Genomic DNA, 26,858 nt, shown 5'->3' on the forward strand with positions numbered 1-26,858 from the left:
CCTCGAAACCAAGACGTTAGTTCAATACAGTGTTGAATATCAATGGATTTCTCCAATTGTTGAAGTTAATGTTATTTACAGATAACCGATTTAAGCCATAAATTGGACCGAATAAGTCAGTTTTGGAGCAAAACTTTTAACATTTTGGAAACGGTGTAAGAAAAATCTTTAAATTTTTTAATATTGTAAATCCTGAAAAATGAATATCGTAAAACTGAAATTGGGCATAATGGATAATTTCTGTTTTTGGAACAAACTTTTGCTATTTTCCATAATTTTGCAGCCTTAGGCCCAAAGACATGAAAAACGAAACAAAATCCTTAAATTTTCTAGAGCATATAATAGAGGAAGATATTGCTAATGGCCTTCCTGTTGAAAAATTGAAATTTCGGTTTCCTCCAGAACCTAATGGGTATCTGCACATTGGGCACACTAAGGCAATTGGAATAAGTTTTGGTTTAGGTCTTAGGTATAACGCTCCCGTTAATTTAAGGTTTGATGACACTAACCCAGCAAAGGAGGAACAAGAATATGTTGATGCAATTAAGCGGGACATTAAGTGGTTGGGTTATTCGTGGGCCGAGGAATTATATTCTTCAGACTATTTCCAACAATTGTACGATTGGGCCGTACAGATGATCAAGGAGGGAAAGGCATATGTGGATTCTCAATCTTCAGAAGCCATGGCGGAACAAAAGGGAACACCTACCCAATCAGGAGTAAACAGTCCTTTTAGAGATAGAAGTGTTGATGAAAATCTGGAACTTTTCTTAGGCATGAAAAATGGCGAGTATCCAGAGGGCAGCCATGTGCTGCGCGCCAAAATAGATATGTCTCATCCAAATATGTTGATGCGCGATCCTATAATGTATAGGATAGTGAATAAAGCGCATCATAGAACCGGGAATGATTGGTGTATATACCCTATGTACGATTGGACGCACGGAGAAAGCGATTATATTGAACAGATATCTCATTCTCTTTGTTCGTTAGAATTTAAACCTCACCGTGAATTATATGATTGGTTTAAAGAGATTGTTTACGATTATCAAAAGGAAGAATTACCGCTACAACCAAAACAGCGTGAATTTGCACGACTTAATTTAAGCTATACCATAATGAGTAAGCGGAAGTTGCTCAAATTGGTTCAAGAGGGTTATGTTAGTGGCTGGGATGACCCCAGAATGCCTACAATTTCTGGTCTGAGAAGACGAGGTTACACACCAGAAGCCATAAGGGAATTTGTAAATAGGGTAGGTGTAGCTAAACGAGATAATGTCATCGATGTTTCGCTGCTGGAATTTTGTATAAGAGAAGATCTTAATCAACGGGCCCCTCGTGTTATGGCTGTTGTTGACCCCATTAAATTAATTATCGATAATTATCCGAACGATAAGGAAGAGTGGCTAGAAGCAGAAAATAATCCGGAGGATGAATCTGCGGGCTCTCGTAAAGTTCCATTTTCCAAGATTTTGTTTATAGAAAAAGAGGACTTTATGGAAAGTGCTAATAGTAAATATTTTAGGCTCACCTTGGGTAAAGAAGTCCGTTTAAAGAATGCATATATTATTAAAGGAGAATCGGTAGAGAAGGATGAAAATGGAAATATCACGGTTATTCATTGTAGCTACGATCCCGATAGTTTAAGCGGAAGCGGTACTGAGGCTAGTTTAAGAAAGGTGAAGGGCACTTTACATTGGGTTTCTTCTCAACATGCTTTAGAGGCTGAGGTTCGAGAATACGATAGACTATTCATGGACGAGGCTCCAGACAGCCATCCCGAAAAAGACTTTTTAGAATTTTTGAATCCAGAGTCCTTAGTTATTAAACAGGCCTATGTTGAGCCTTCACTTACATCTGCGGAGGTAGGGCATAGGTACCAATTTCAAAGGTTAGGGTATTTCTGTGTTGATCCAGAGAGTTCTTACGAAAAATTAATATTCAATAAAACAGTTGGCTTGCGTGACACATGGGCAAAATTGCAGCCAAAGCAAGAACATGTAAAAAAAGAACCTAAAAAACCTCAGCCAGTTCAGCAACGCCCTCCTATTGAAATTATTAAACAAATAGGTAAAAAGTTTACGAATTATCCTGAAGAAAAACAGTTAAAGTTAAAATCAGAGATTTTAGAATTAGCAAAAGGTGTAAATTATTCAGACCTAGAACCACTCTTTAATACTTCTGCCAAAAAGGTTGGTACCAGAGCGGCAGTGGTCTTGGCCTTAGGGGTTGTTTTGCAGAATGGGATGAAATTAACATCAGAAGGTATTGACTTTCTTCAACAATGCGCCCAAGACAGCTCTAAGATTTTATCTACGGAGGCATCAGTTATCCTAAAAGGTCAGGGTTTAAGTTAGAAAATAGTTTCTGCTTGAAAGCATAAATTCCATATATTTAATCACTTAACTAATTAATCAACATTATGGAATTTAACGTTTTGGCCATTTTGGTCGCGGCATTATCTACTCTAGTGGTAGGTTTTATTTGGTATAACCCGAAGGTTTTTGGTACTGCATGGATGCATGCAGCAGGACTTACTGAAGATCAATTAAAAGGCGCAAATATGGCTAAGATATTTGGCCTTGCTCTCTTATTTGCGATCATGCTGTCTTTTTCACTATATGCCTTGGTGGTTCATCAATCTGGGGTTGTCAGCTTGGTAAATGGAGATGTTGAAAACGCCAAACCCTCCTTCGATGCGTTCATGACAGATTATGGAACTGCATTTCGCACTTTTAAACATGGGGCTTTACATGGGTTTTTGGCTGGATTATTTATCGCTTTGCCAATAATCGGTACCAATGCTTTATTCGAAAGGAAAAGTTCAAAATATATCCTAATTAATGCAGGATTTTGGACCGTATGCCTTACCGTTATGGGGGCAATTATCTGTGGCTGGGTTTAAATAGTTATTTTTTAATCTATAATAGGTTGCGGCATTATATTATGTTGCAACTTTTATTTTGTTGTCTTGTTACATTCTGAACTTTTATCAACAGCTCATGAAATTCCCGAAGGTTGGGATGATATAGGGAATGATAATCTTCTGAAAAAAGAATTCCTAATAGCGCTAGAACAAGGATCCCCGGGCAATATCCATAATTATTATCTAGCAGTTTTTAAAGATGGAAAAATAGTTGGCAGAGCCCTTTTTCAGCATGTAAAACTAAATGTCGGCAATATGTTGAGGTATTGGCCTGATAACCGATTTGTAATCAAGATAAAATCAACCCTATCATGCCTTTTAAAGGGACATATTTTGGTCTGTGGAAATTTGACACATACTGGACAGCATTTATTTGATTATGATAAGAGTAAAATATCACCATCAGATTGGTCTAATATCCTAAAAAAATCTGTTGATAGGCATATCGCTGAACTGCGGGCACGGGGCATTAAAATTCAAATGGTTCTATTAAAAGATTTTAACGATTCATTTAATGGATTAGATTTCAGTATTCTTGACAAAGAGTGGTGTGGTTATAAAGCCTATGTTCAGCCAAGCATGGAGCTTCTAATCCCTTCCAATTGGACGGAACATTCGTCCTACACAGGCGTATTGACTAAAAAATATAGGCGACGTTATTTAACGGCGAGGAGGAAAATCAAGGATTTAAAACTTAAAGAGCTTGATTTAGCCTCTCTAAGAAGGGAACAAGATATTTTGCATTCACTTTATCTCAATGTTTCAAATAATGCAAAATTCAACACTTTTGTGCTTCCATCCGACCATTTTGTTAGATATAAAGACAAACTGGGAGATAATTTTAAGGTTTTCGGTTATTATGAGGACGGTAAATTAATAGGTTTTTATACCCTTATCCTTAATGGTGATATACTAGAGACCTATTTTTTGGGTTATAATTCGGAATGTTTAAAAGAGCGTCAACTTTATCTAAATATGTTGTACGGCATGCTAGAATATGCTATTGATAATAAATTCCAAAAAGTTGTCTATGCGCGAACCGCATTGGAAATCAAGAGTTCAGTAGGAGCGGAGGCTAAGCCGATGTTCATGTATATCTTTCATACTAATAGGTTATGGAATATAGCTTTAAAACCAATATTTAATTGGCTTAATCCGGAGGAAAACTGGATTCCGAGAAATCCTTTCAGACAGGATTTTACTTGATAGGGTTAAGCATTATTAGTATCTTAAGGCTTTATATGAAAGAAGACTTATCATGAAAAAGACGCAACAATTACTCACGGAAATATCCACTTTGTTAAGACAAATTGAAGAAGAGCATCCAGAACTCTATAAATATCTTGATGAAACTCCAATGACAATACCGGATATGGAAAACCCAGATATAGACCAAAACACTTTAAACGAATATTTGGAGAGCCTAAAGAGCATGGTTGACAATTATGAAAAAGAACATTAAAAAAAGCCCCTCAGGGGCTTTTTAATTTAAGATTCTTTATTCTCACGGGCACGCTTCATTGCTTCCCCAATTTGATTACTTGCCGCAAAGCTTGCAACCATATTGTTTAGCATATCGCTCCCTGCTTGAGGAGAGTTTGGCAACAAGATTAAATTGCTGTTTGTTTCTTCACCTATCGACTGCAGGGTGTCATAATGCTGGGTAACAACTATAAGCGCAGATGCTTCTTGTGAATTGATACCAACTCTATTCAAAACCTCTACGGACTCTTCCAGGCCGCGTGCAATTTCACGTCTTTGGTCGGCTATACCTTGACCTTGTAAACGCTTACTTTCTGCCTCGGCCTTAGCTTTTTCAACAATTAATATTCGTTGAGCGTCTCCTTCATATTGTGCAGCGATTTTTTCGCGTTCTGCTGCGTTAATACGGTTCATAGCTGTTTTTACCTGAGCATCAGGATCTATATCTGTAACGAGAGTTTTAATTATGTCGAAGCCATATTCCAGCATGGCGTCATTCAATTCAGATTTTACCGCAATAGCTATGTCGTCTTTCTTTAAGAACACATCGTCCAATTTCATTTTTGGCACTTCAGCACGCACAACGTCGAAAACATAACTTGTTATTTGATCATGGGGATAATCGAGTTTGTAAAAGGCGTCATAAACCTTTGTTTTAATGACAACGAATTGAACAGAAACTTTTAGACGCACAAAAACATCGTCCTTTGTTTTGGTTTCCACAATAACATCCAATTGCTGTATTTTAAGACTTAGTCTTCCAGCCACGCGATCAATAATTGGAATTTTCATTTGCAGGCCAGATGGCTTAATTGCCTGAAACCTACCGAAACGTTCAATTATTGCTGAAGTTTGCTGCCTCACAATAAAGAAAGAAGAAAGAAGGATGATAAGACCAATAAACAGGATCGGAATTAAAATGTAAGAGCCCATGATAGTGAATTTAAATGGTTAAAAAATCAGGATTACTAATTTACGCTATATTTGTCGCAATAAGTTTTATATTATGCTTAAAAGACATTGTATATTATTAGTATTGGTTACCATAGGTTTTGTTACAGTTTCCTTTGCACAACACCAAAGATATGCCATTAGAAACGGGATTGGTCTTTTTGGAGGGTTAACCCAATTTGATATAAATACAGATAATTTTAAAACAGAAAGTTCCCAAGGCTGGATTGCAGGGCTTGCGGCAACAGTTGATTTGCCACATAAATGGTACACAGTTAGTTATAACATACAACTGTCTCAAAATAATTTGGATGTTTATGCCAATCTCCCCGGTGGATTGGAAACGTCTATTGAGCCGATTGAATATAAAATTTTCACCACCCAAGTAGCATTTCTATTTCATTTGAAATTGTTGCAAGATTATATCACCATTGATTTGGGCCCCATGCTGCAATACAATAGCGAAATGGAATTGAAGAATGATGGTGATCAAGACAAAATTCTTTCCACTTATAATAATCTCACCGCCGGTGACATTTCTAATATCACCAAATTTAATGTCAATGGCGCTGTTGGTATTACAGCGGGCTTCAAAGGATTTAAACTTAGGGGACAGTATATTCATGGGTTCACCAACATACTGAACAAGCTAAATAAGGATAATTTAGACACCTCTGGATCTGGAGGTTCAAAATTTAAGGGAAATCAATCTATGTTGGCCTTTACTGCAATGATTATATTGTAGTTTAGATAGATTGGATTAGCTTTTCAATACGTGAGACTGACTCGTTTTTACCTATTAAAAACATAATCTCAAACACATCTATTCCTTGCAGGGAACCAACTAATGCCACTCTTAAAGGCATCATTACCTTTCCAAAACCAAGGCCTTCCGTTTTAATCCATTCTTTTACCTGAGATTCTATATTGTCTTTAGTAAATTCATGCAGATGAACCACGATATCTCTTACCTTTGAAAGTATGGTGGCGGTGTCATCCTTTATAGCCTTTTTTATGGCGGTTTCATCATAATCCCTGGGAGCCTTAAAAAAATACCGGGTAAGGTCCCATAAATCTGAAGTTAGATTTGCACGCTCCTTAACAAGGCCAGCTACTAACTCGATATATTGAGGATCCATCTCTTTTAGTTCAGCTCTGCTAGATTGTAAAATTTTTGCTAATTGAACATCTGTACTATTTTGAATGTAATGGTGGTTAAACCATTTTACTTTATCTGGGTCAAACCGAGAACCTGCCTTGTTTACTTTATCGAAACTAAATGCTTCAACTAATTCATCTATAGAGAAAATTTCCTGTTCCGTGCCAGGATTCCATCCTAAGAAGGCCAAGAAGTTAATTAGTGCTTCTGGCAGATAACCTTCTTCTCTGAAACCCTTGGCAATATCTCCATTTTTTGGATCCCTCCATTCCAACGGAAAAACGGGAAAACCTAAAGCATCGCCATCTCGCTTACTCAATTTTCCTTTGCCGGACGGTTTAAGTATGAGGGGAAGATGGGCAAAAATTGGCGCTTCCCATCCGAAGGATCGATATAACATATAGTGTAAGGCTAGTGAAGGCAACCATTCTTCGCCCCGGATTACATGGGTAATTTCCATTAGGTGGTCATCGACAATATTGGCTAAATGGTAGGTTGGCATACCATCGCTTTTAAACAATACCTTGTCATCTAAAATACTAGTATCTATGGTAATTTCTCCACGGACCAAATCATTTAAAAGAATGGTTTCATTCTCTGGAGATTTAAAGCGGATTACATATTCATCCCCGTTTTGTATTAGTTGCTCAACTTCTTCTTTTGAAAGGGAAAGGCTATTTTTTAGCTTCAATCGATTGTGCCAATTATAGATAAATGTTTTTCCTTTAGCTTCATGGTCTTTTCTGTGAAAATCTAACGTTTCAGCTGTATCAAAGGCATAATATGCATATCCATTCTCTACCAATTTTTCAGCATATTTCCTATAGACTGCCTTGCGTTCACTTTGTCGGTAAGGCCCATTTTCTCTTTCTTTACCGGGACCTTCATCAAATGGAATACCACACCAATTTAAAGATTCTACAATGTAATCCTCAGCTCCTTCTACATAGCGATTCTGATCTGTATCTTCTATTCTTAATACAAAGTCACCACCGTGTTTTTTCGCAAATAAAAAATTGAAAAGAGCGGTCCTAACCCCTCCTATATGCAAAGGCCCAGTTGGGCTAGGTGCAAAGCGAACCCTAACTTTAGTTTCCATCATCCAAATTTAGGCTGCAAAGATAGAGTAGGAGGTCATAAGGACAAAGCGACAATCGTCTTAAAAAAGATTTTCTGCAGTTTCCATAAGTAAATTCTCAATTTTACCGTTTATCTTAATTAACAGAAAGTTAGAAGTTTTAACAGTAAAGCGAATAAAATATTATTGTAGTTTAGTAGTAATTGCACTAAAAAGGGCTTCCTGTACCTGAAATAGTTAATGAAAAAGGAGTTATGACCAATTTTGAAAGGATACAACACAAGTTAGAACAATTTATTAGGCGCTTTTATGCGAATGAATTGCTTAAAGGGGCAATACTCTTTTTCGCCATCGGGCTATTGTACCTTATTTTGATTTTAGCTATAGAGTATAATCTATGGCTAAAACCGGCTGCCAGGACTATACTGTTCTGGGTTTTTGTTCTTGTTGAATTTGGTCTCTTGGTAAAATTCATAATCATACCGTTGGCCAAATTGTTTAAATTGAAAAAGGGCATTGATTATGAAACAGCTTCCAAGATTATTGGACGCCATTTCCCAGAAGTTAATGATAAGCTTTTAAACGTACTGCAGCTAAAACACCAATCCTCAACTTCGGAATTATTGATGGCAAGTATTGAGCAGAAATCTGCCGATTTGCAACCTGTTCCCTTTAAGTTTGCGGTTAATTTCAAAAACAACTTAAAATACTTGAAGTATGCTGCAATACCCTTGGTTATTATATTGGTTTCTTGGGTTTCCGGCAAGATAAATTGGTTTGGCGAAAGCTATAAGCGAGTTGTTAATTACCAAACCTCTTACGAGCCTCCAGCGCCATTTCAGTTTTATGTCTTAAACGAGGATTTAACCGCTATTGAAAACGAAGAATTTACTCTTAGGATTTCTGCTGCCGGGAATGTTGTTCCTGACAATGCCCAAATAAATTATGATGGTCAAACCTATTTTCTTCAGAATTTACAACCAGGTCAGTTTCAATACAATTTTCCTAGATTAAAGGAGGGTGTGTCTTTCAATTTAATGGCTAACGGTATTACCTCTAAAGACTATGAGATTGTTGTTTTAAAAGTTCCCTCAATGGTAAATTTTGAAATGGTTTTAGATTACCCCTCGTATACCCGTAAGAAAGATGAGACAATTAAAGGTTCAGGAAATGCAACAGTTCCTGAGGGCACTTCTATTAAATGGAAGATCATAACAGAGTCGACCACCGATGTGCGGTTCTATGCTCAAGATTCCGCTTTTTTTCAAAAAGAGGAGGATGCTTTTATTTATGATAAATCGATATTTAATAGCATTAATTATAGCATAAGTTCAAGCAATGAAGATTTAAAGGATTATGAACAGTTAGAATTTGCTATATCCGTGGTTAAGGATCAGTATCCGGAGTTGATTGTTAAATCTGAACGTGATTCTGTAAATCAAAGGACGCTTTATTTTTTAGGACAGGCGAGCGATGATTATGGAATATCTAAACTTCAATTGGTTTATTATCCTGAAAACCATGAAGATAGGGTAAAAAATATAGATTTGATTGTTTCCAATTCCAATTTCTCTGAATTTTCTGCTGTGTTCCCCGCAAATTTAGATTTGGAAGATGGGGTTAATTACAATCTTTATTTACAGTTGTTCGACAACGACCCCTTTCATGGTAATAAAAGTGTAAAAAGCACGGTCTTTAGTTATAGAAAATTAACCAAGGATGAGGAGAATGAATTTAATCTTAATCAACAAAAGGAAACAATACAGGAGCTGAATGATTCTTTTGACAAATTAAACGATCAGGATAAAAGGCTTGAAGAATTGTCTAAAACCCAGAAGGAAAAGGAGCAACTTAACTTCAATGACCGTAAGAATTTTGAAAGTTTTTTTAAGAGACAAAAGGAGCAGGAACAGTTAATGCAAAACTTCAACAAGCAATTAAAAGAAAACATTCAAGATTTTGAGAATGATAAAACTAATGATCAATTTAAAGAAGATCTTTTAAAGCGCCTTGAAGAAAATGAGGAGCAGCTTCAGGAGGATGAGAAACTTCTTGAAGAGTTAGAAAAATTACAGGAGAAAATCCAAAAAGAAGATTTTTCTCAAAAGCTTGAGGAATTAGCCAAACAAAACAAGAACAAGAAGAGGAGTCTTGAGCAAATTTTAGAGCTTACAAAACGCTATTTTGTTTCAGCTAAAGCGGCAAAAATTCAGTCGGAACTAGAACAGCTGTCTAAGGATCAAATAGATCTTTCCAATAAAGATTTAAAGGAAAATACCAAAGAGAAACAAGACGAGTTAAATGATAGATTTGATAGTCTTGATGAACAATTAGAGGAACTTAATAAAGACAATAAAGCGTTAAAGAAACCGATGGATCTGCCGGATGATCCGAAGGAATCTGAGAGTATTCAAAAAGACCAAAGGGAAGCCTCTCAGAATCTTGGTAAGGACAATTCGTCTGGGAACGAGGGTGAGGACTCCCAGCAAGGGCAAGAACAACAGAAGAAGGCTGAGCAGAAACAAAAATCAGCAGGGGATAAAATTAAAATGTTAAGCGAAAAGCTCCAGCAAATGGCTGCAGCCGGAGGGCAGGAGCAACTGGCCGAAGATGTAGAAATGCTCCGACAGATTCTTGATAATCTTGTGCTATTCTCTTTTGATGAAGAGGGGTTAATGAAACAGTTTAGAAAAATAAATGTTGATCATAACAATTACGGGAAATTCTTGCGTTCCCAAAATGAATTACGCGAGCATTTTGAACATATTGATGACAGCTTGTTTGCACTGTCTTTGAGACAACCAATGATCTCAGAACAAGTAAATAAACAAATTACCAATGTGTTTTTTAATATTGACAAATCTTTGTCACTTCTCTCAGAAAATCAGCTTTATCAAGGTGTTGCTGCGCAACAATATGTGGTGACAGCAACCAATGAATTGGCAAATTTTTTAAGTGATGCGTTAGACAATATGGAACAACAAATGAGTTCTGGCTCTGGGCAAGGTTCCTCTAGTGAAATGCAATTGCCTGACATTATTATGAGTCAAGAAGAATTGAACCGTCAAATGCAGGAGGGGATGAAGGAAGGCGAACAGAATGAGAAATTGGGAGAAAAGGGAGAAAAGGGCGAAGAAGGGGATAAAGAAGGTGAACAAAAAGGGGAAAATAATGGTGATGGAAATGAAGGAGATGAGGATGGGGAAAATGGGGATGGCGATCAGCAAAATGAAATCATGAGTGAAAAGTTGTTTGAAATTTACCAACGCCAACAAGAGTTGCGAAATCTTTTGGAAGATAAGTTGAAACAAAATGAAGGTGATCCGCAGTTAAGTAAATTGGTTAAGGATATGGAGAGGGTTGAATTGGAACTTATCAATAAGGGGTTTACTAATCAGACCCTTCAAAGAATGTTAGATTTAAAACACCAATTGTTAAAGTTGGATAACGCCACTTTTCTTCAAGAACAAGATGATCAGCGAAAATCTAAAACTAATGATAAAGATTTTGAATTGGGCCCTAACTTGTCGCTCCCAGATGCTAAGAAGTATTTTAATTCTATTGAAATATTGAATAGGCAGGCCTTACCTTTGCAACCGGTTTATAAGAAGAAGGTTCAAGAATATTTTCGAAAAGACAATGATCAGTTTTAACTACCAAACCGATTTTGAATTGAATAATGAGAAGGCTTATTCAAAATGGATAAGTAATGTAATTCAAAATGAAAACGCTAGTGAAGGAGACATTAATTATATCTTTTGTACAGATGATTACCTTCTAAAAATTAATCAAGATTATTTGCAACATGATACTTATACCGACATTATTAGTTTTGATTATTCTGTAGGAAAAGAATTACATGGAGATATTTACATATCAGTTGATAGGGTTAAAGAAAACTCTTTGCTTTATGGTGAATCTTTCCATTCTGAACTTAAAAGAGTAATGGTCCATGGTGTGCTTCATTATTGTGGTTACAAGGATAAAAGCCCTGAAGATGTTTCTTTAATGCGCGGCAAAGAGGAACTCTATATGGCATCGTTTTCAGAAGTTTAGTTTTCGGTGTATATTTGCCGACATTTTACACAAGTGGATTGTTCCACGTGAAACATTGTTCGATTTTATGTTTTCAGACATTTATGATGTAATAGTTGTTGGAGGAGGCCATGCTGGCAGTGAGGCTGCAGCTGCAGCCGCTAATCTCGGCTGTAAAACTCTTTTGGTAACGATGAATCTTCAAAACATCGCTCAAATGTCTTGCAATCCAGCTATGGGCGGAATTGCCAAAGGCCAAATTGTGCGTGAAATAGACGCTTTAGGCGGGTATAGTGGTATTGTAAGTGATACCTCCGCTATCCAATTTAAGATGCTCAATAAATCTAAGGGTCCTGCTATGTGGAGTCCTCGGGTTCAAAGTGACCGGATGAGATTTGCGGAAGACTGGCGCCTCATGCTTGAGCGTACGCCAAATTTAGATTTTTATCAGGAAATGGCGGTTGGATTATTGGTTGAATCTGGTAAAGTTTGTGGGGTTAAAACTTCTTTGGGAATTGAAATAAGGGGCAGATCAGTTGTTTTGACAAATGGAACTTTTTTGAATGGATTGATTCATATAGGTGAAAAAAATTTTGGAGGAGGAAGGGCAGGTGAGCGTGCGGCTGTTGGTTTAACTGGTGAGCTTGAGGAGCTAGGTTTTGATTCTGGACGAATGAAGACCGGTACACCTCCTCGTGTTGACGGTAGGTCGTTGGATTATTCTAAAATGATTGAACAACCTGGTGATGCCAAGCCTGAAAAGTTTTCTTATTTGCCGATTACGAAACCTTTGAAACACCAAAGGTCCTGTCACATGACTTACACTAGTGAAGAGGTCCATGATTTGCTTAGAGAAGGTTTTGACAGGTCGCCTATGTTTAATGGTAGAATTAAAAGTATTGGGCCTAGATATTGTCCGTCAATTGAGGACAAAATTAATAGGTTCGCTGATAAGGATCGTCATCAGATTTTCGTAGAGCCAGAAGGTTGGAATACGGTTGAAGTTTATGTTAATGGATTTTCCACCTCCCTTCCGGAGGATGTTCAATTTAAATCATTGCGTTCCGTGGCTGGTTTTGAAAATGTGAAATTTTTTAGACCTGGTTATGCCATAGAATATGACTATTTCCCCCCCACTCAGTTAAAGCATACCCTAGAAACCAAATTAGTCGATAACCTTTATTTTGCTGGTCAAATAAATGGGACAACTGGTTATGAAGAGGCGGCTTCCCAAGGCTTGTTGGCCGGAATTAATGCCGCTCTTAAAATACAGGATAAAGATGAGTTCATATTAAAGCGAGATGAGGCTTATATCGGCGTTCTTATAGATGACTTAATTACCAAAGGTACTGAGGAACCATACCGTATGTTCACTTCTAGGGCTGAATACAGAACTTTACTTCGACAAGATAACGCTGATTTTAGGTTAACGCCAAGGTCTTTTGAAATTGGTTTGGCGTCTGCAGAACGCATGATAAGAATGGAAGCGAAACAAAAGGCTTCTGATGATTTCGTTAGCTTTTTCGAATCAACATCAGTTACGCCCGAGGAAATAAACCCAATTTTAGAATCTAAAAATTCTGCCCCTGTTATTCAATCTGGTAAATTGTTCAAAGTTTTTGCGCGACCAAATATTGATATGGATGACATGCAAAAAGTTGAATCCGTGAAAGAATATGTTTTACAAAATCAATTAGATTCTGAGGTTTTGGAGCAAGCGGAAATACAGGTTAAATATTCTGGCTATATTAGGAAAGAAAAAAATAATGCTGATAAATTACATCGTCTAGAGGATGTAAAAATCCCATCAAATTTTGATTATACTCTTTTGAAGTCCATGAGTATGGAAGCTCGTGAAAAACTCTCCAAAATCAGACCCGTAACCGTTTCTCAGGCTTCCAGAATAAGCGGTGTTTCTCCTGCTGATGTTTCTGTTTTGTTGGTTTATATGGGCAGATAAGCTTTATGTTCCACGTGAAACATTCCAATTTTAAGATCAATGCAGTCATTACTTAAGGTTATAGATCACTCCGTAAGCAAAGAACTTTTTGAGTTGCAATGGAACAATGATCTTAATTGTTTAGAGACTTGTCCGAAACCATCAATAGAATTAATAGGGGAGTATTATGAGTCTGATAATTACATTTCTCATACTGATAGAAATAAGACCTTTATTGAAAAACTTTATCATTTAGTTAGAAGTTATAATCTAATTTGGAAACGAAAAATTATTGAAAAACATTTTGAGATAGAAGACAAACTAGTGTTGGATATTGGATGTGGGACAGGTGATTTTTTGGAGGAAATGAAAAATTCTGGATGGAAGGTAAAAGGAGTAGAGCCGAATGAGGAGGCTAGAAAAATAGCAAACTCCAAAATTTCTAATAATGTAATTGCTCCTGACCAATCCTTAAACGGAATTGAAACCAGATTTAGTTGTATTTCAATGTGGCATGTTTTAGAGCATATGTATGATCCAATTAAACAAGCAAAAGAGATTGCAGATTTATTAGTTAAAGATGGGTTAGCGGTAATAGCAGTTCCAAATTATAAATCATGGGACGCTAACCATTACCAATCTTATTGGGCCGCTTACGATGTTCCTAGACATTTATGGCATTTTTCAAAAGACAGCGTTGTGCAATTGTTTGAATCAAACGGATTTGAATTAGTTAAAATTTATCCAATGCTTATGGACTCCTTTTATGTAAGCATACTTTCAGAAAAATATAAGTCTTCTGCGTTTCCATTATTAAAAGGGTTGATAAAAGGGTTTAAATCAAATATGTCTGCTAGAAAAACTGGCGAATATTCATCATTGACCTATTTATTCCGGAAAATTGACATATAAGCCTATTTAAGGCGTTTCTAACGTCAACAAAAGGAAAATGTTTTATCTTTTATTGAAAACGGCCTAAACGGCCTATAAACGGCCTGCTTTTTATTTTTAAAATTTATAGCTTTTGAATTTTTGATAAAGTTTATCTATAGTTGATTTTTACTTCCACCAATCAATCTTTATTTTACATTTGCACAACTTTTAAAAATTATACAATGAAGAATTTATTTGTGTTTGTTTTGGTTTTAATGATTTTATCTTCTTGTGAGAAACCTGCCAAAATTGGGTTTGTGGATAATTCTAAACTTGTAAATGAATATCAGGAGAAGAAGGATGTTGAATCAAAATTACAAACAAAAATTTCAGCCTTTGAAAAGAGAAGAGATAGTTTGGGAAAGGCATGGCAACTTGAAATTAAGGAAGCAGAAATGAGAGCTTCAAAAATGTCTCAGTCTGAATTACAAAAACTTCAACAAGAATTTCAGCAGAAAGAACAATTGATAAGTCAAAGAATACAATTTGAGCAACAACAGATTTCAAGCGAAAGTCAATCTCAAAATGATTCTCTTGTTAAGAAGATTAAATCGTTCATTAAGAAATACGGCGAGGATAATGGTTACACCTATATATTGGGCAGCAATGAAGCAGGATCTGTTATGTATGGACAAGAAGCATTGGATTTAACGGATGAAATTCTGAAAGAACTAAACGACAGCTACTCCAAAAAATAAAATTAGTTTTAACAAATACTTAAGGCTGGGTTTCTACCCGGCTTTTTTATGTAATAACCTGGTGAGTTTAATGGACAAATCTGAAAAGATAATTTTAGAATTTCCATTTCTTTCAACATGGTAATAAGCGTCCTGTATCTCGGTTGATATGGGAACAATATTACCCTCATGAATAAATGGGGCAAATTTTTCCAATTTAAAGTTGGCTGAAACAGGCTGTAAATAGACCATGTTATCAATTTGGTAGTTCATTAAAATAGCCTGCCTGAAAAAATCTAGGCAATAAAGCAAAAATTGTTTTTGAATTTCCCTTCCGTTTTTGGCAATATCTTCACTCCAATTCATTAAATCATGTATAGCCCCCTTATTTCCCTTGGCTCTAAATGCAGCACGAACCCATTGAATAAACCATTCTTCAAACTTTTGATCCTCAGAGTCTTGGTAAACTAAATCGCATGCTTTATTAAAATTTCCATGAGCTTGTTGTGCAATGTTTTGGGCAACCCCATCATCTAGTTGAAAGTTTTTCTTTAAGCCTTCGATTATATCTGTTTCAGCTAAGGAAGGAAAGTGTAGAATTTGGCACCTGGACCGAATTGTTTTAAGGATCTGTTGCTCCTCCTCACAAATTAGAAGAAACACGGTTTTTTGCGGGGGTTCTTCAATAAGTTTCAATAATTTGTTTGCTGTTTGGGTATTCATTTTTTCAGCCATCCAAATTATCATCACCTTATAACCCCCTTCATAAGATTTTAGGGAAAGCGCTTTTACAATATCCTGTGCTTCATCTACACTAATCAATCCTTGTTTGTTCTCAATCCCAATAATTTGATACCAATCAAATAGATTTCCGTAAGGTTGTTCTTTAAGGAGTTGCCGCCATTCGTCCATAAACATTGAAGAAACTGGATGTTTCTTTATTTTATCATTTGTAGCAACAGGAAATACAAAATGCAAATCGGGATGAGATAGATTGTCAAATTTCAAATTACAGGACGGATTACCCCCTGTGTTCTCCCCGTCTACATTATTGCAAAGTAAATATCGAGCATAAGCAATTGCCATAGGTAAAGTGCCACAACCCTCAGGCCCGACGAATAATTGGGCATGAGGAATTCTTCCCAAATCGGCACTTTTAGTAAGATGGGATTTTATATGCGGTAAGCCTAAAACGTCTTTAAAAAGCATGGCATAAATATAGAGTAATATAATCTTTTAGTTCAAGATGATAATCGGATAATTGACATCCCATTAAGCTGTTTAAATTGTTACTTTTGTAACTCCTTTAAATTAAGCTACAATGATAACTATAGACGATTTTAATTTTGAAAATAAAAAAGCATTAATTAGAGTTGACTTTAACGTGCCTCTCAATGAAAATTTTGAGGTAACTGATAACTCTAGGATTAAGGCTGCTAAACCAACCATTATTAAAATTTTAGAGGACGGCGGTAGTTGCATTTTAATGTCCCACCTAGGCCGCCCAAAAGGATTTGAAGAAAAATATTCTTTAAAACATATATTAAATGCAGTTGAAGACGAATTAGGTGTGGAAGTTAAGTTTGTTCCTGATTGTATTGGGGAACAAGTTGAAAATGTCGCTGCTGCCTTGGAGCCAGGTCAAATTTTGATGCTTGAAAACCTTAGATTCTATAATGAAGAGACTTCAGGCGATAAAGAGTTTGCTGAGAAGCTCTCCAAATTAGGCGACATTTATGTGAATGATGCTTTTGGGACAGCTCACAGGGCCCATGCTTCAACTACAATTATCGCTCAGTTCTTTCCAAATAAAAAATGTTTTGGATATCTATTGGCACAAGAAATAAAAAGCATCGAAAAAGTCATGACCACTGGCGAGAAACCAGTATTGGCAATTCTTGGAGGCGCTAAAGTGTCCACAAAAATTACCATTATAGAAAATATTCTGGATAAGGTTGATGATCTTATTTTGGGAGGCGGAATGACGTTTACGTTTATTAAAGCAAAAGGTGGACAAATAGGTGATTCTATCTGTGAAGATGATAAATTAGATTTGGCTTTAGATATACTAGATAAGGCAAAATCAAAAAATGTAAACGTTCACCTACCCGTAGATGTTATTGCAGCTAATGCATTTAAAAACGATGCCGACACACAAATTGTTGATGTTTATCATATTCCGGATGGATGGCAAGGCTTGGATGCCGGCCCACAAACTTTGGCAAATTTTGAAAAAGTCGTCAATAGGGCTAAAACTATCCTTTGGAATGGTCCTCTTGGGGTATTTGAAATGGAGAATTTTGCAAAAGGAACGATTGCATTGGGCAATTTTATCGCAGAAGCAACCAAAAATGGTTCCTTTTCACTTGTAGGTGGTGGTGACTCAGTTGCAGCAGTTAAGGAGTTTGGTTTTGAAGATCAAATGAGCTATGTTAGCACAGGAGGTGGAGCAATGTTAGAAAGTCTAGAAGGCATTACTCTTCCTGGTATTGCAGCCATATTAGATTAATAATTATTGCAGAAAGACGATAACAAACTTCACTTCTAATCGTTTTGAAAGAAACCTTTTTTAAATGAACAAGACTATAAGGCTTTGTTGTGTATTGTTTTTAGCTTTAAACACATCCATTTTTGGTCAGGAAAATTCCAAACAAAAACAGGATACTATTTCACAGAATGCAATTAACACACCTGAAAGTGATTTTTTAAATGATTCCATTATTGATGGAGTTAGCTTAAAAAGTTTGAAAATTGAAGCTGAAAATGATTCGCTGTGGCGTATAAATTTGGAGGATCATCTGGAGGCCTATGAGTTTGATGCCAAATGGTGGGATGAGCTATATTCAAATTCCTTGTTCGATAGTATTTATAAATCGGTTTCTGAATTAAACTTTGATGAGGAGGTTGAATACCCTGAACTGCCCACAGACACCCTAAAAGCCCGATTGGCTGAGTTGAATTCTAGAACTCCATTTAATGTGGAATACAATCCTTCCTTAGAAAGTGTTATTAAATCTTATTTGAAATACCGTAGGCAATCCCTTCAAAAATTAATGGCTCTAAGCCGTTATTATTTCCCAATGTTCGAACAATCTTTAGATAACCATGATATTCCCTTAGAAGTTAAATATTTGTCTATTGTTGAGTCGGCATTAAAACCAAGGGCAAAGTCTAGGGTGGGGGCGACAGGTCTTTGGCAATTTATGTTTAGTACAGGAAAAATGTATGGTTTAGACGTGAGCAGCTATGTAGATGAGCGCAGTGATCCAGACAAATCTACAGAAGCAGCCACTAAGTTTTTATCTAGATTATATGAAATATTTGGAGATTGGGATTTAGTCCTAGCTGCATATAATAGTGGTCCTGGCAACGTTACCAAAGCAATAAGAAGGTCTGGAGGATATGAAAATTATTGGAATATCCGTCCTTTTTTACCAAGGGAAACAGCTGGTTACCTGCCCGCATTTTTGGCTACCATGTACATATTTGAATATGCAGAGGAGCATGGATTTGAAAAGGTAAAGCCAGAAATAAATTATGTAGAAACAGATACTATTCATGTGAAACAAATGATCACTTTTGATCAAATTTCTGAATTACTCAAAATTCCGGTTGAACAACTACAATTCTTAAATCCATCTTATAAATTGGATATAATTCCTTATATAAAAGGGGAAAACTACACTTTAAGACTTCCGCGAGAATTAGTGGGATTATTTGTGGCCAATGAAGAAAAGATTTATGCATACGCCCAGCAGGAATTTGACAAACGCGAGAAACCATTACCCAAGCTTTTTGAAGCCGAAAGTAAGGTTACATATAGGGTTAGGTCTGGCGATTATCTAGGAAAAATTGCACGGATTTATGGTGTTCGGGTAAGCCAGTTGAAGCAATGGAATGGATTGAGAAGTAATAATATAAACATTGGTCAAAGACTTATTGTTTATCCTCGAAAACCAGTTACTACAACCGCTTCTGTTAGCCAATCTCCTGCAAAAACTGTTACAAATACCTCTGGAAAAAAAGTGTATCAAGTGCAAAGTGGGGATTCTCTTTGGAGTATCTCCCAAAAATTTCCAGGAATTTCTGTTCAAAATATTAAAGAATGGAACAATATTAGTGGCACTAATTTGAAAGTGGGGATGAAACTCATCGTCTCAAAATAATTTTTAAATCAAAACTTAATGAATCGGATCTTCATTGTTATTCTGGCTTTTTTGGCCCTAATGTCTTGCGGCAAGGAAAAATCAAAGAACGGTAGGCTACTGTCTTCATCTTCTGGAAATATTAATAGTTTGTCTGTAGTAGTGGACAATTTACTTTGGGAAAATAATGTCGGTGAAGCAATTCGCGAAGTGATTGCGGCACCGGTTGAGGGTCTTTCAATTGACGAACCTTTGTTTTCAATTAATCAAATGCCACCACAAGTATTTTCAGACTTTACAACAAAAAGCAGGATTATTCTTCTGATAAAAAAGGGCGAATCACCTAACACCGTAATTAGGAAGGATGTGTATGCAAAACCGCAAACTCTTGTATTGATAACCGGAAATACTGATGGCGAAATAATCAATCAATTAAAGAATAATGCTGACAAAATTGTTGATGCCTATAAAAAAGAAGAAGTGAAAGAACAGCAACGTCGTATAAGCCTTTCACTTTTTGATATTGAACCTATTAAAAACAATTTAGGTATAAGTATTAAATTCCCTACCGCATATAGGATAGCTAAACAAGAGGAAGATTTCTTTTGGATAAGAAAAGACATTAGAAATGGCACCATGGATTTAATGTTATATGAACTACCTTTAGATAGAATTCATCTTAATGACAGTGTAGTAAAAGATATTATAAGAATGCGCGATTCAATTGGTCACCAGCATATAGAAGGTCCTCTTGAAGGATCATACATGATCACCGATGAAGGTTACGCCCCTTACAAATTTGATGGCACGTTAGATGGACATTTAGTAGTTATAACAAAAGGATTGTGGGATGTGAAGAACGCTTTTATGTCTGGTCCCTTTGTAAATTATCTAATCGAGGATAGGGAACAAAAGCGTTATCTAGTGGCTGAAGGTTATGTATATGCACCGTCAGTGGATAAACGCGACAATATGTTTGAGTTGGAATCTATTATTAAATCAATAAAATTTAATTAAAATTAAAAATCCGGCATTTGCCGGATTTTTTTTATTAACTTTTTTCTTCAGTAGTTTTCTTATCGTCTTCTTTACTTGCGTCCTTAAATTCTTTAATTCCGCTTCCAAGTCCTCTCATCAATTCGGGGATTTTTTTCCCTCCAAAAATTAATAACACAACGATGGCGATTAAAACTATTTGCGGCCATCCGATTACTAGGGGTATCATATACAAACTCATAATGTGTTAATTTGAAGCAAAATTAGTAATTAAACTTTAAAATTAACGTTGAAACCTCAACTTTAATATCTTCAATAAAAGTAACTTTTATATTAATTATTTTTGTGAACTATGGCCAAAGGCAAAAAACAGAAGAAGTTTACGAAGAAATTACTTCATAAGTATCGACTCGTAATTTTAAACGAGGATACTTTTGAAGAGAAATTTGCGGTAAAATTAACCCGCTTGAATGTCTTTGTCATTATTTCCTTGACGGCTATTGTATTGGTGATTGGCACAATTCTGTTGATAGCATTCACGTCGCTAAGAGAGTACATACCCGGTTATTCATCAACTTCATTAAAACGCCAAGCCACAGAATTGGAAATAAAGACAGACTCGCTGCAACAAGTTTTGGAGGCTAATGAAATTTATTATGCCTCAATTAAAAGGGTGTTAACGGGTGATGTTCAAACAGCAGAATTTAATAAGGACTCCATAATCCAAGCTGCAAATCTGGAGGCACAACAATTAAATCTAGAGCCGACAAAAGAAGATTCTATTTTACGTGAAATAGTGGACAAAGAGGATAAATACAATCTTTTCGATTCTGCCATTTCGAATAATTTTGTGCTTTTCCCTCCCGTGAGCGGCCCCATTTCAGAAACGTATAATGTAGAAAAAAAGCATTTCGCTGTGGATATTGCTGTGCCCGAGAACACACCTGTTAAAGCAACTGCTGACGGCACTGTAATTTTTGCCGAATGGACAGCTGAAACAGGGTATGTTGTAATTATTGAACACAGTAACGAGTTAATATCTGTTTATAAACACAATGCAACCTTAACAAAGGAACAGGGTGATTTGGTAAAAGCTGGAGAGGTTGTCGCTATGACTGGAAATTTAGGGGAATTTACCTCAGGGCCACATCTGCATTTTGAATTGTGGAACAGAGGATACCCTGTGGACCCCACAAATTTTATCGACTTTAACTGATGGCTTCACTAAAACAGATATTGGCAAAAGTGTTTGCCACGTACATTCAGCGGAAAACACACAATTGGTCCAGTCAACCAATTAAAACTCAGCAAAAGGTTTTTAGGCGACTCATTGAAAAAGGAGCTAACACAAGGTTTGGGAAAGAGCATCATTTTGAAGCTATTAAGACACATCAAGACTTTTGCAGACATGTGCCAATACGTGATTATGAAGATTTAAAACCTCATATAAATCTAGTTGTTGAAGGTCAGGATAATATTCTTTGGCCTGGAAAACCGTTGTATTTTGCAAAGACTTCAGGCACAACATCTGGAACCAAATACATCCCAATCACCAGAGAAAGTATGCCTCATCATATAGAGGCCGCTCGCAATGCAATTCTTTTATATTTGGCAGAAACGGGTAATACAGGCTTTGTTGATGGTAAAATGATTTTTTTACAAGGAAGCCCTGAATTAATTGAGAAGAACGGTATAAAATTAGGTCGTCTATCTGGAATTGTAGCACATTATGTCCCATCTTATTTACAGAAAAACAGATTGCCAAGTTGGGATACAAATTGTATTGAAGATTGGGAGAAAAAGGTTGATGCAATAGTTGAGGAAACAATACGGGAGGATATGACGGTTATTTCCGGGATTCCACCTTGGGTTCAAATGTATTTTGAAAAAATCATTGAAAAAACTGGAAAGCCAATTTCAGAAGTGTTCCCCCATTTTAATCTTTTTATTTATGGTGGCGTTAATTTTGATCCTTATCGCAAGAAATTTCAACAATTAATTGGCAAAAAGGTAGATAGTATTGAGTTATTTCCGGCTTCAGAGGGATTTTTTGCATTTCAAGACAAACAATCTGAAAAAGGTATGTTGTTGCTCTTGAATTCGGGAATTTTCTACGAGTTTGTTAAAGCAGAAGATTTTTTTCAAGATAACCCCAAAAGATTAACCATTGAACAGGTAGAATTAGATGTTAATTACGTCATGATTGTTTCTTCCAATGCTGGATTATGGGCCTATAATGTTGGAGATACCATTAAATTTACCTGTTTAAAGCCCTATAGGCTAATTGTTACAGGGAGGATAAAACATTTTATTTCTGCTTTCGGAGAGCATGTAATATCTAAGGAGGTAGAGATAGCAATGAAAAAGGGCCTAGAGGAAATGCAATCTTCTATCACAGAATTTACAGTTGCACCACAAATTACCCCAGTTGAAGGCTTGCCTTACCATGAATGGTTTATAGAGTTTGAGAGGGAACCTAATGATTTAAATTTGTTTGCTGATATTTTAGACAAATCCTTACAAGAGCAAAATTCATATTATTTTGATTTGATTTCCGGGAATATTTTACAACCGTTAAAAATAACTTCAGTAAAAAAGAATGGATTTAATATCTATATGAAATCTATAGGGAAGCAAGATGCCCAAAATAAACTTCCAAGATTGTCGAACGACCGAAGCATTGCAGACGAGCTGGAAAGTCTTAATTTGACCAAATAACCCTATATTTGTCGGTTAAACATATTTAATGACTTCAGTAAAAAAACAAGGCAGAACAAGGGCCCAAGAAAGCTCTAACGCTATTGAAAGGATGTACATTACCATGAGGCATTTGTTCAATCGGGGCTTTTACAAACCAATGGGAGTTTCTGGTGAGACCCTGCGGGAATCACTTTTGGTTTTACGACCAGAGATTTATGGCTCCATAGCAGAAGATAAAGCTGAGTTGGAAGGTTTATTATATGTTATTGATCGATTGCCCGATGGTATAGAAGAGTGTACTTTTATCAATCTCACCAGTGAAGAGGGCTATAAAAATTCTCATTTTATTCCAATTATTCCGCCGAAACGACGTAGAAATTGCTATCGAATTGATGAGGAACAAATGAATATAGAAATCACTCGAGGTCGTTCGGAAATCTATGACATTCTAACACATTTAACCTTTCTTTTTGTTGAATCGCATAAAATAAGTAGACGTGTTTTAATTGATGAGGAAGGGGCGACTACTAGGGATTGGGTTAAGTTAGAGGCGGCGATTAAATCGGAGGAGGAATTAACCCAAAAAGAGCGAGAAGTAGCTATTACCCATACGGCGAATATTTTAGGAAGAACATTCAATGAATTAACGGCTGCACGTAACAAATTTACATCAAAGGAAAATCCTGACCGCCTGTTACATATCATTTATTGGTTGGGAAAATTGGCGATCGAGGAAACTTTAAATAATAAAAAGCGAACTGTAACTTTTAGTCCGGTATTAAGAGAAAGATTAGGTCATCACTTACATGGTGAAATATGGGCGGATCGTATCAAAGAGGTTTTAAGGGAAAATAATTTGTTAACCCGACCCATTCATATTATAAGCGCCAACATGCATAGTGTTATGAATACCCTATATGCAAAAAATGGATTAAAAAGATATACTTCCGGCAAGGATGAATTGCAGGTCTATGAAGCTTTGAGTGATAACTCGAACCAAAGTTTGCGAGATAAGGTTTTCAAACACGCCAAACAAAATGGAATGTTTTACATCGAAGATGCATCTGGTACTAATATAGATGTTCAGCTCTTTGACACTTCAAAATTCAATTGGCCTTTGGCTCCAGCCGAATTCAATGGTATAAACACAGATGAAAAACCAGTAATTCTGGTTATGGATTATGCTTTTGGCGAACAAGCCTATGAAACCATGGATGAATTGCTGAAACCGATAAAAGTTGACAGCAAAAAAATTCATTTAAACGTTAAATCAATTTCTATAATGGGTAAGGCGGGAATCTTGGAGGGAGGTAAAGGGGACATAATGATTCCACGTGCCCATATTTTTGAAGGTACGGCAGATAATTATCCGATTAAGAATCAATTAAAAAAGAAAAACTTAGAGGGTTATGGTATTGATGTTTGCGAAGGAACAATGATTACTGTTTTGGGAACCTCACTTCAGAATAAGGAGATATTGAAGTTTTTCTATAATTCATCCTGGAATGTGATAGGATTGGAAATGGAGGGAGCGCATTACCAAAAAGCCATTCAGGCGGCATCAAAAATTAGGTGTAATATTGCAAAAGATGTTAAAGTGCGGTATGCTTATTATGCGAGTGATAATCCTCTTGAGACAGGAAGCACCTTGGCCTCTGGTGGTTTGGGGCTTTCAGGCGTAAAACCCACCTATTTAATTACCGAGAAAATTTTGGAACAAATTTATAACAGTTAAGAAATGGAGCAATCTTCAAATAATCTCCAACAAAATCAAGAGGAGGTTGATTTAGGACAACTATTCAATGCCATAGGAAACTTTTTTTACAAGGTTTTTCAATTTATCGGAAAAATTCTTTTTGGATTGTTTCTTGGTTTGGTTTGGTTGGTATTTTTTATCAAAAAGCACATACTCATTTTTGTGGCAGTGGTTGTTTCTGGGTTTGTTTTCGGTTTAATTAAAGAAAATTTAGGAGACCCGATCTACAAATCGACTGTCTTAATACAACAGAACTATGATACCGGTAAAAATTTATATGGTCTTATCGATTTTTATAATGAATTGATAAAGAATGGGGATGCCGAGGAACTTTCCCAACAACTTGGAATTTCTGAGGAACAGGCTGAAAAGATTAGGGGTTTTGATGTCAGTTCTACCCTAAATGAAAATGATAAGCTGAAATTATACGATGAATATGTACAAAGTATTGATAGTTCTACAGCCTCCCATATTGACTTCAAAACATTTGTAAGAAACTCAAATGACTCAGATTTTAAAATTCAGAGTATAGATTTTTATTTTTCTGAAAAAGGACTTTCAAAACCGGCCTTAAATTCAATTATCAAAAAGATAGAATCAATTGAATATTTTAAAGATCTCCAAAAGCGCGATTTAGGTGAATTGGAAGCTGAAGAAAATTCACTTAAGGAATCTTTGGAACGCTCAGATTCCTTGCAAAATGTTTATAAAAAGGTTTTAATTGAACAAGCCTCTAATAAGTCGGGTTCACAAACTAGTGTTACTATTGATAATACTTCTAAAGATAATGGGACGAAGGAATATGATTTATATTTAAATGATATTGAATTACGCAAGCAATTGGTTGAAATTCAAAGAGAAAAAGAGGATTTATCTCATATTATTGAGGTGGTTTCATCGAATCAGGATGCGTCAACCCTTTATTATAAGAAGGATCTTTTTGGCAAATCCATTTCACTTCCAATTTTCTATTCCATAGTATTCACTTTGGTTGCCTTTGTTATATTATTAATTTTGGCCTTCTTAAATTTCTTGGAGCGATATAAAAATAAAATTGAATGAAGAATATTTTAGTTACTGGTGGTGCGGGATTTATAGGTTCAAATTTTATTGAATATTATTTACAAGAATATCCGAAGGATAAAATAATCAATCTTGATTTATTGACATATGCTGGAGATTTGGAAAATCTTAAGGAAGTTGAAACTAATCCGAATTATACATTTATTAAAGGCGATATCTGTGATTCTGATTTGGTTGAATCCATTTTTAAAGATTATAACATTACAGATGTGATTCATTTTGCCGCTGAGTCACATGTTGATAATTCAATTAAAAACCCAGATGCATTTATAAGAACCAATGTTTTTGGAACGTTTAATTTAATTAACAATGCCTACAGATATTGGATGCACGGTCCTTTTGAGGGAAAAGTGGGTTTTGAAGAATCAAGGTTTCATCATATATCCACAGATGAAGTATATGGTACATTAGGAGATTCGGGATTGTTCGAGGAAACTACACCATATGCGCCTAACAGTCCTTACAGTGCTTCCAAAGCTTCCTCAGATTTCATTGTAAGAAGTTATCATCATACTTACGGATTAAATGTTGTCACGACTAACTGCTCCAACAATTATGGCCCAAAGCAGCATGACGAAAAGTTAATTCCTACAATAATTAGGAAAGCTGTTTCAGGAGAGAATATTCCAATTTATGGTGATGGGAAAAACATCAGAGACTGGTTGTATGTTAGGGATCATTGCACGGGGATAGATTTAGCATTTAGAAAAGGTAAATCTGGAGAAACGTATAATGTTGGGGGCAGAAATGAACGAAATAATCTTTATATAGCAAATACAATTTGTGACCTCTTGGATGAAATTCAACCTAAAAACGGCTCTTATAAAAATCAAATTAAATTTGTAACAGATAGGCCTGGACATGATTTTAGATATGCAATTGACGCAAGTAAACTTGAGAGTGAATTGGGTTGGAAAGCAGATGAAAACTTTGAATCAGGTATTCGCAAAACCATTGAATGGTACTTGGATAAATACGTTTCCAAAGCTGTTTAAAAT

The 26,858-nt window shown here is 36.0% G+C and carries 22 protein-coding genes; 18 read left to right on the forward strand and 4 right to left on the reverse strand.

Annotation, left to right across the window (positions count from 1 at the left end; genetic code table 11):
- Nucleotides 1-299: 299 nt before the first annotated feature.
- From ISU00_RS05790 to ISU00_RS05805, 4 genes are all read left to right on the forward strand, one after another.
- Complete coding sequence (locus ISU00_RS05790) at nucleotides 300-2,357, forward strand: glutamine--tRNA ligase/YqeY domain fusion protein (RefSeq protein ID WP_228853102.1); 2,058 nt, start codon at nucleotides 300-302, stop codon at nucleotides 2,355-2,357.
- A gap of 65 nt (nucleotides 2,358-2,422) precedes the next feature.
- Nucleotides 2,423-2,905, forward strand: coding sequence for a DUF1761 domain-containing protein (locus tag ISU00_RS05795; protein WP_228853103.1), 483 nt, complete (start codon nucleotides 2,423-2,425; stop codon nucleotides 2,903-2,905).
- Between the two features lie 66 nt (nucleotides 2,906-2,971).
- A complete protein-coding gene (locus ISU00_RS05800) occupies nucleotides 2,972-4,132 on the forward strand; it encodes a GNAT family N-acetyltransferase (protein ID WP_228853104.1) in 1,161 nt (386 codons plus the stop codon).
- Nucleotides 4,133-4,184: 52 nt separating this feature from the next.
- Entirely contained in the window at nucleotides 4,185-4,388 is a 204-nt protein-coding gene (locus ISU00_RS05805; protein WP_228853105.1) for a hypothetical protein, read from the forward strand.
- Nucleotides 4,389-4,414: 26 nt separating this feature from the next.
- Here ISU00_RS05805 and ISU00_RS05810 read toward each other — a convergent pair whose 3' ends face one another.
- Entirely contained in the window at nucleotides 4,415-5,341 is a 927-nt protein-coding gene (locus tag ISU00_RS05810) for an SPFH domain-containing protein (protein WP_228853106.1), read from the reverse strand.
- A 73-nt stretch (nucleotides 5,342-5,414) separates the two neighbouring features.
- On the opposite strand from ISU00_RS05810, the gene ISU00_RS05815 reads away from it, so the two are divergent.
- Nucleotides 5,415-6,104 (forward strand): hypothetical protein, encoded by a 690-nt coding sequence (locus tag ISU00_RS05815; protein ID WP_228853107.1) that lies wholly within the window; start codon nucleotides 5,415-5,417, stop codon nucleotides 6,102-6,104.
- A gap of 1 nt (nucleotide 6,105) precedes the next feature.
- Here ISU00_RS05815 and gltX read toward each other — a convergent pair whose 3' ends face one another.
- Nucleotides 6,106-7,617 (reverse strand): glutamate--tRNA ligase, encoded by a 1,512-nt coding sequence (gltX, locus tag ISU00_RS05820; RefSeq protein ID WP_228853108.1) that lies wholly within the window; start codon nucleotides 7,615-7,617, stop codon nucleotides 6,106-6,108.
- Nucleotides 7,618-8,099: 482 nt separating this feature from the next.
- Here gltX and ISU00_RS05825 point away from each other — a divergent pair, with 482 nt between their 5' ends.
- The 5 genes from ISU00_RS05825 to ISU00_RS05845 all read left to right on the forward strand — a co-directional run bounded on the left by ISU00_RS05825 (nucleotide 8,100) and on the right by ISU00_RS05845 (nucleotide 15,201).
- A complete protein-coding gene (locus ISU00_RS05825; RefSeq protein WP_317174346.1) occupies nucleotides 8,100-11,249 on the forward strand; it encodes a DUF4175 family protein in 3,150 nt (1,049 codons plus the stop codon).
- Nucleotides 11,236-11,652, forward strand: coding sequence for an rRNA maturation RNase YbeY (gene ybeY, locus ISU00_RS05830; RefSeq protein WP_228853110.1), 417 nt, complete (start codon nucleotides 11,236-11,238; stop codon nucleotides 11,650-11,652). Before ISU00_RS05825 ends, ybeY begins: the two co-directional genes overlap by 14 nt.
- Before the next feature lie 67 nt (nucleotides 11,653-11,719).
- Nucleotides 11,720-13,591, forward strand: coding sequence for a tRNA uridine-5-carboxymethylaminomethyl(34) synthesis enzyme MnmG (gene mnmG, locus ISU00_RS05835; RefSeq protein ID WP_228853111.1), 1,872 nt, complete (start codon nucleotides 11,720-11,722; stop codon nucleotides 13,589-13,591).
- A 39-nt stretch (nucleotides 13,592-13,630) separates the two neighbouring features.
- The gene (locus tag ISU00_RS05840; protein ID WP_228853112.1) at nucleotides 13,631-14,482 is read left to right on the forward strand and encodes a class I SAM-dependent methyltransferase; all 852 of its coding nucleotides are present in this window, start codon (nucleotides 13,631-13,633) and stop codon (nucleotides 14,480-14,482) included.
- A gap of 203 nt (nucleotides 14,483-14,685) precedes the next feature.
- Complete coding sequence (locus ISU00_RS05845) at nucleotides 14,686-15,201, forward strand: OmpH family outer membrane protein (RefSeq protein WP_228853113.1); 516 nt, start codon at nucleotides 14,686-14,688, stop codon at nucleotides 15,199-15,201.
- Between the two features lie 33 nt (nucleotides 15,202-15,234).
- Here the strand turns inward: ISU00_RS05845 and ISU00_RS05850 are convergent, their stop codons facing one another.
- A complete protein-coding gene (locus ISU00_RS05850; RefSeq protein ID WP_228853114.1) occupies nucleotides 15,235-16,389 on the reverse strand; it encodes a DNA polymerase III subunit in 1,155 nt (384 codons plus the stop codon).
- Nucleotides 16,390-16,501: 112 nt separating this feature from the next.
- On the opposite strand from ISU00_RS05850, the gene ISU00_RS05855 reads away from it, so the two are divergent.
- The 3 genes from ISU00_RS05855 to ISU00_RS05865 all read left to right on the forward strand — a co-directional run bounded on the left by ISU00_RS05855 (nucleotide 16,502) and on the right by ISU00_RS05865 (nucleotide 20,342).
- Nucleotides 16,502-17,689, forward strand: coding sequence for a phosphoglycerate kinase (locus tag ISU00_RS05855; RefSeq protein ID WP_228853115.1), 1,188 nt, complete (start codon nucleotides 16,502-16,504; stop codon nucleotides 17,687-17,689).
- 64 nt (nucleotides 17,690-17,753) lie between these two features.
- Nucleotides 17,754-19,346 (forward strand): lytic transglycosylase domain-containing protein, encoded by a 1,593-nt coding sequence (locus ISU00_RS05860; RefSeq protein WP_228853116.1) that lies wholly within the window; start codon nucleotides 17,754-17,756, stop codon nucleotides 19,344-19,346.
- Between the two features lie 18 nt (nucleotides 19,347-19,364).
- Nucleotides 19,365-20,342: a DUF4837 family protein gene (locus tag ISU00_RS05865; RefSeq protein ID WP_228853117.1), complete on the forward strand. Its 978-nt coding sequence runs from the start codon at nucleotides 19,365-19,367 to the stop codon at nucleotides 20,340-20,342.
- 34 nt (nucleotides 20,343-20,376) lie between these two features.
- Here the strand turns inward: ISU00_RS05865 and ISU00_RS05870 are convergent, their stop codons facing one another.
- Entirely contained in the window at nucleotides 20,377-20,562 is a 186-nt protein-coding gene (locus tag ISU00_RS05870) for a Sec-independent protein translocase subunit TatA/TatB (RefSeq protein WP_228853118.1), read from the reverse strand.
- A gap of 111 nt (nucleotides 20,563-20,673) precedes the next feature.
- Between ISU00_RS05870 and ISU00_RS05875 the strand changes: the two genes are divergently transcribed.
- Genes ISU00_RS05875 through rfbB form a run of 5 tightly spaced genes read left to right on the forward strand, consistent with a single transcriptional unit; the run spans nucleotide 20,674 to nucleotide 26,855 of the window.
- Entirely contained in the window at nucleotides 20,674-21,537 is an 864-nt protein-coding gene (locus ISU00_RS05875) for a M23 family metallopeptidase (RefSeq protein WP_228853119.1), read from the forward strand.
- Nucleotides 21,537-23,039: a GH3 auxin-responsive promoter family protein gene (locus tag ISU00_RS05880; RefSeq protein WP_228853120.1), complete on the forward strand. Its 1,503-nt coding sequence runs from the start codon at nucleotides 21,537-21,539 to the stop codon at nucleotides 23,037-23,039. Before ISU00_RS05875 ends, ISU00_RS05880 begins: the two co-directional genes overlap by 1 nt.
- Before the next feature lie 28 nt (nucleotides 23,040-23,067).
- Nucleotides 23,068-24,756 (forward strand): DUF6909 family protein, encoded by a 1,689-nt coding sequence (locus ISU00_RS05885; RefSeq protein ID WP_228853121.1) that lies wholly within the window; start codon nucleotides 23,068-23,070, stop codon nucleotides 24,754-24,756.
- A 3-nt stretch (nucleotides 24,757-24,759) separates the two neighbouring features.
- Nucleotides 24,760-25,839, forward strand: a complete 1,080-nt coding sequence (locus tag ISU00_RS05890; protein WP_228853122.1) for a hypothetical protein — start codon at nucleotides 24,760-24,762, stop codon at nucleotides 25,837-25,839.
- A complete protein-coding gene (rfbB, locus tag ISU00_RS05895; RefSeq protein ID WP_228853123.1) occupies nucleotides 25,836-26,855 on the forward strand; it encodes a dTDP-glucose 4,6-dehydratase in 1,020 nt (339 codons plus the stop codon). Before ISU00_RS05890 ends, rfbB begins: the two co-directional genes overlap by 4 nt.
- Nucleotides 26,856-26,858: the final 3 nt, after the last annotated feature.

It is taken from the genome of Aegicerativicinus sediminis, from assembly GCF_015476115.1.
Taxonomy (GTDB): domain Bacteria; phylum Bacteroidota; class Bacteroidia; order Flavobacteriales; family Flavobacteriaceae; genus Aegicerativicinus; species Aegicerativicinus sediminis.

Bases quoted from the DNA above. Each gene is read 5' to 3' on its own strand.
- gltX (WP_228853108.1), bottom strand. From the start codon at position 7,617: ATGGAAACTAAAGTTAGGGTTCGCTTTGCACCTAGCCCAACTGGGCCT.
- ISU00_RS05805 (WP_228853105.1), top strand. From the start codon at position 4,185: ATGAAAAAGACGCAACAATTACTCACGGAAATATCCACTTTGTTAAGA.
- mnmG (WP_228853111.1), top strand. From the start codon at position 11,720: ATGTTTTCAGACATTTATGATGTAATAGTTGTTGGAGGAGGCCATGCT.
- ISU00_RS05890 (WP_228853122.1), top strand. From the start codon at position 24,760: ATGGAGCAATCTTCAAATAATCTCCAACAAAATCAAGAGGAGGTTGAT.
- ISU00_RS05815 (WP_228853107.1), top strand. From the start codon at position 5,415: ATGCTTAAAAGACATTGTATATTATTAGTATTGGTTACCATAGGTTTT.
- ISU00_RS05795 (WP_228853103.1), top strand. From the start codon at position 2,423: ATGGAATTTAACGTTTTGGCCATTTTGGTCGCGGCATTATCTACTCTA.
- ISU00_RS05880 (WP_228853120.1), top strand. From the start codon at position 21,537: ATGGCTTCACTAAAACAGATATTGGCAAAAGTGTTTGCCACGTACATT.
- rfbB (WP_228853123.1), top strand. From the start codon at position 25,836: ATGAAGAATATTTTAGTTACTGGTGGTGCGGGATTTATAGGTTCAAAT.
- ISU00_RS05840 (WP_228853112.1), top strand. From the start codon at position 13,631: ATGCAGTCATTACTTAAGGTTATAGATCACTCCGTAAGCAAAGAACTT.
- ybeY (WP_228853110.1), top strand. From the start codon at position 11,236: ATGATCAGTTTTAACTACCAAACCGATTTTGAATTGAATAATGAGAAG.
- ISU00_RS05865 (WP_228853117.1), top strand. From the start codon at position 19,365: ATGAATCGGATCTTCATTGTTATTCTGGCTTTTTTGGCCCTAATGTCT.
- ISU00_RS05855 (WP_228853115.1), top strand. From the start codon at position 16,502: ATGATAACTATAGACGATTTTAATTTTGAAAATAAAAAAGCATTAATT.
- ISU00_RS05860 (WP_228853116.1), top strand. From the start codon at position 17,754: ATGAACAAGACTATAAGGCTTTGTTGTGTATTGTTTTTAGCTTTAAAC.
- ISU00_RS05845 (WP_228853113.1), top strand. From the start codon at position 14,686: ATGAAGAATTTATTTGTGTTTGTTTTGGTTTTAATGATTTTATCTTCT.
- ISU00_RS05875 (WP_228853119.1), top strand. From the start codon at position 20,674: ATGGCCAAAGGCAAAAAACAGAAGAAGTTTACGAAGAAATTACTTCAT.
- ISU00_RS05790 (WP_228853102.1), top strand. From the start codon at position 300: ATGAAAAACGAAACAAAATCCTTAAATTTTCTAGAGCATATAATAGAG.
- ISU00_RS05885 (WP_228853121.1), top strand. From the start codon at position 23,068: ATGACTTCAGTAAAAAAACAAGGCAGAACAAGGGCCCAAGAAAGCTCT.
- ISU00_RS05870 (WP_228853118.1), bottom strand. From the start codon at position 20,562: ATGAGTTTGTATATGATACCCCTAGTAATCGGATGGCCGCAAATAGTT.
- ISU00_RS05810 (WP_228853106.1), bottom strand. From the start codon at position 5,341: ATGGGCTCTTACATTTTAATTCCGATCCTGTTTATTGGTCTTATCATC.
- ISU00_RS05850 (WP_228853114.1), bottom strand. From the start codon at position 16,389: ATGCTTTTTAAAGACGTTTTAGGCTTACCGCATATAAAATCCCATCTT.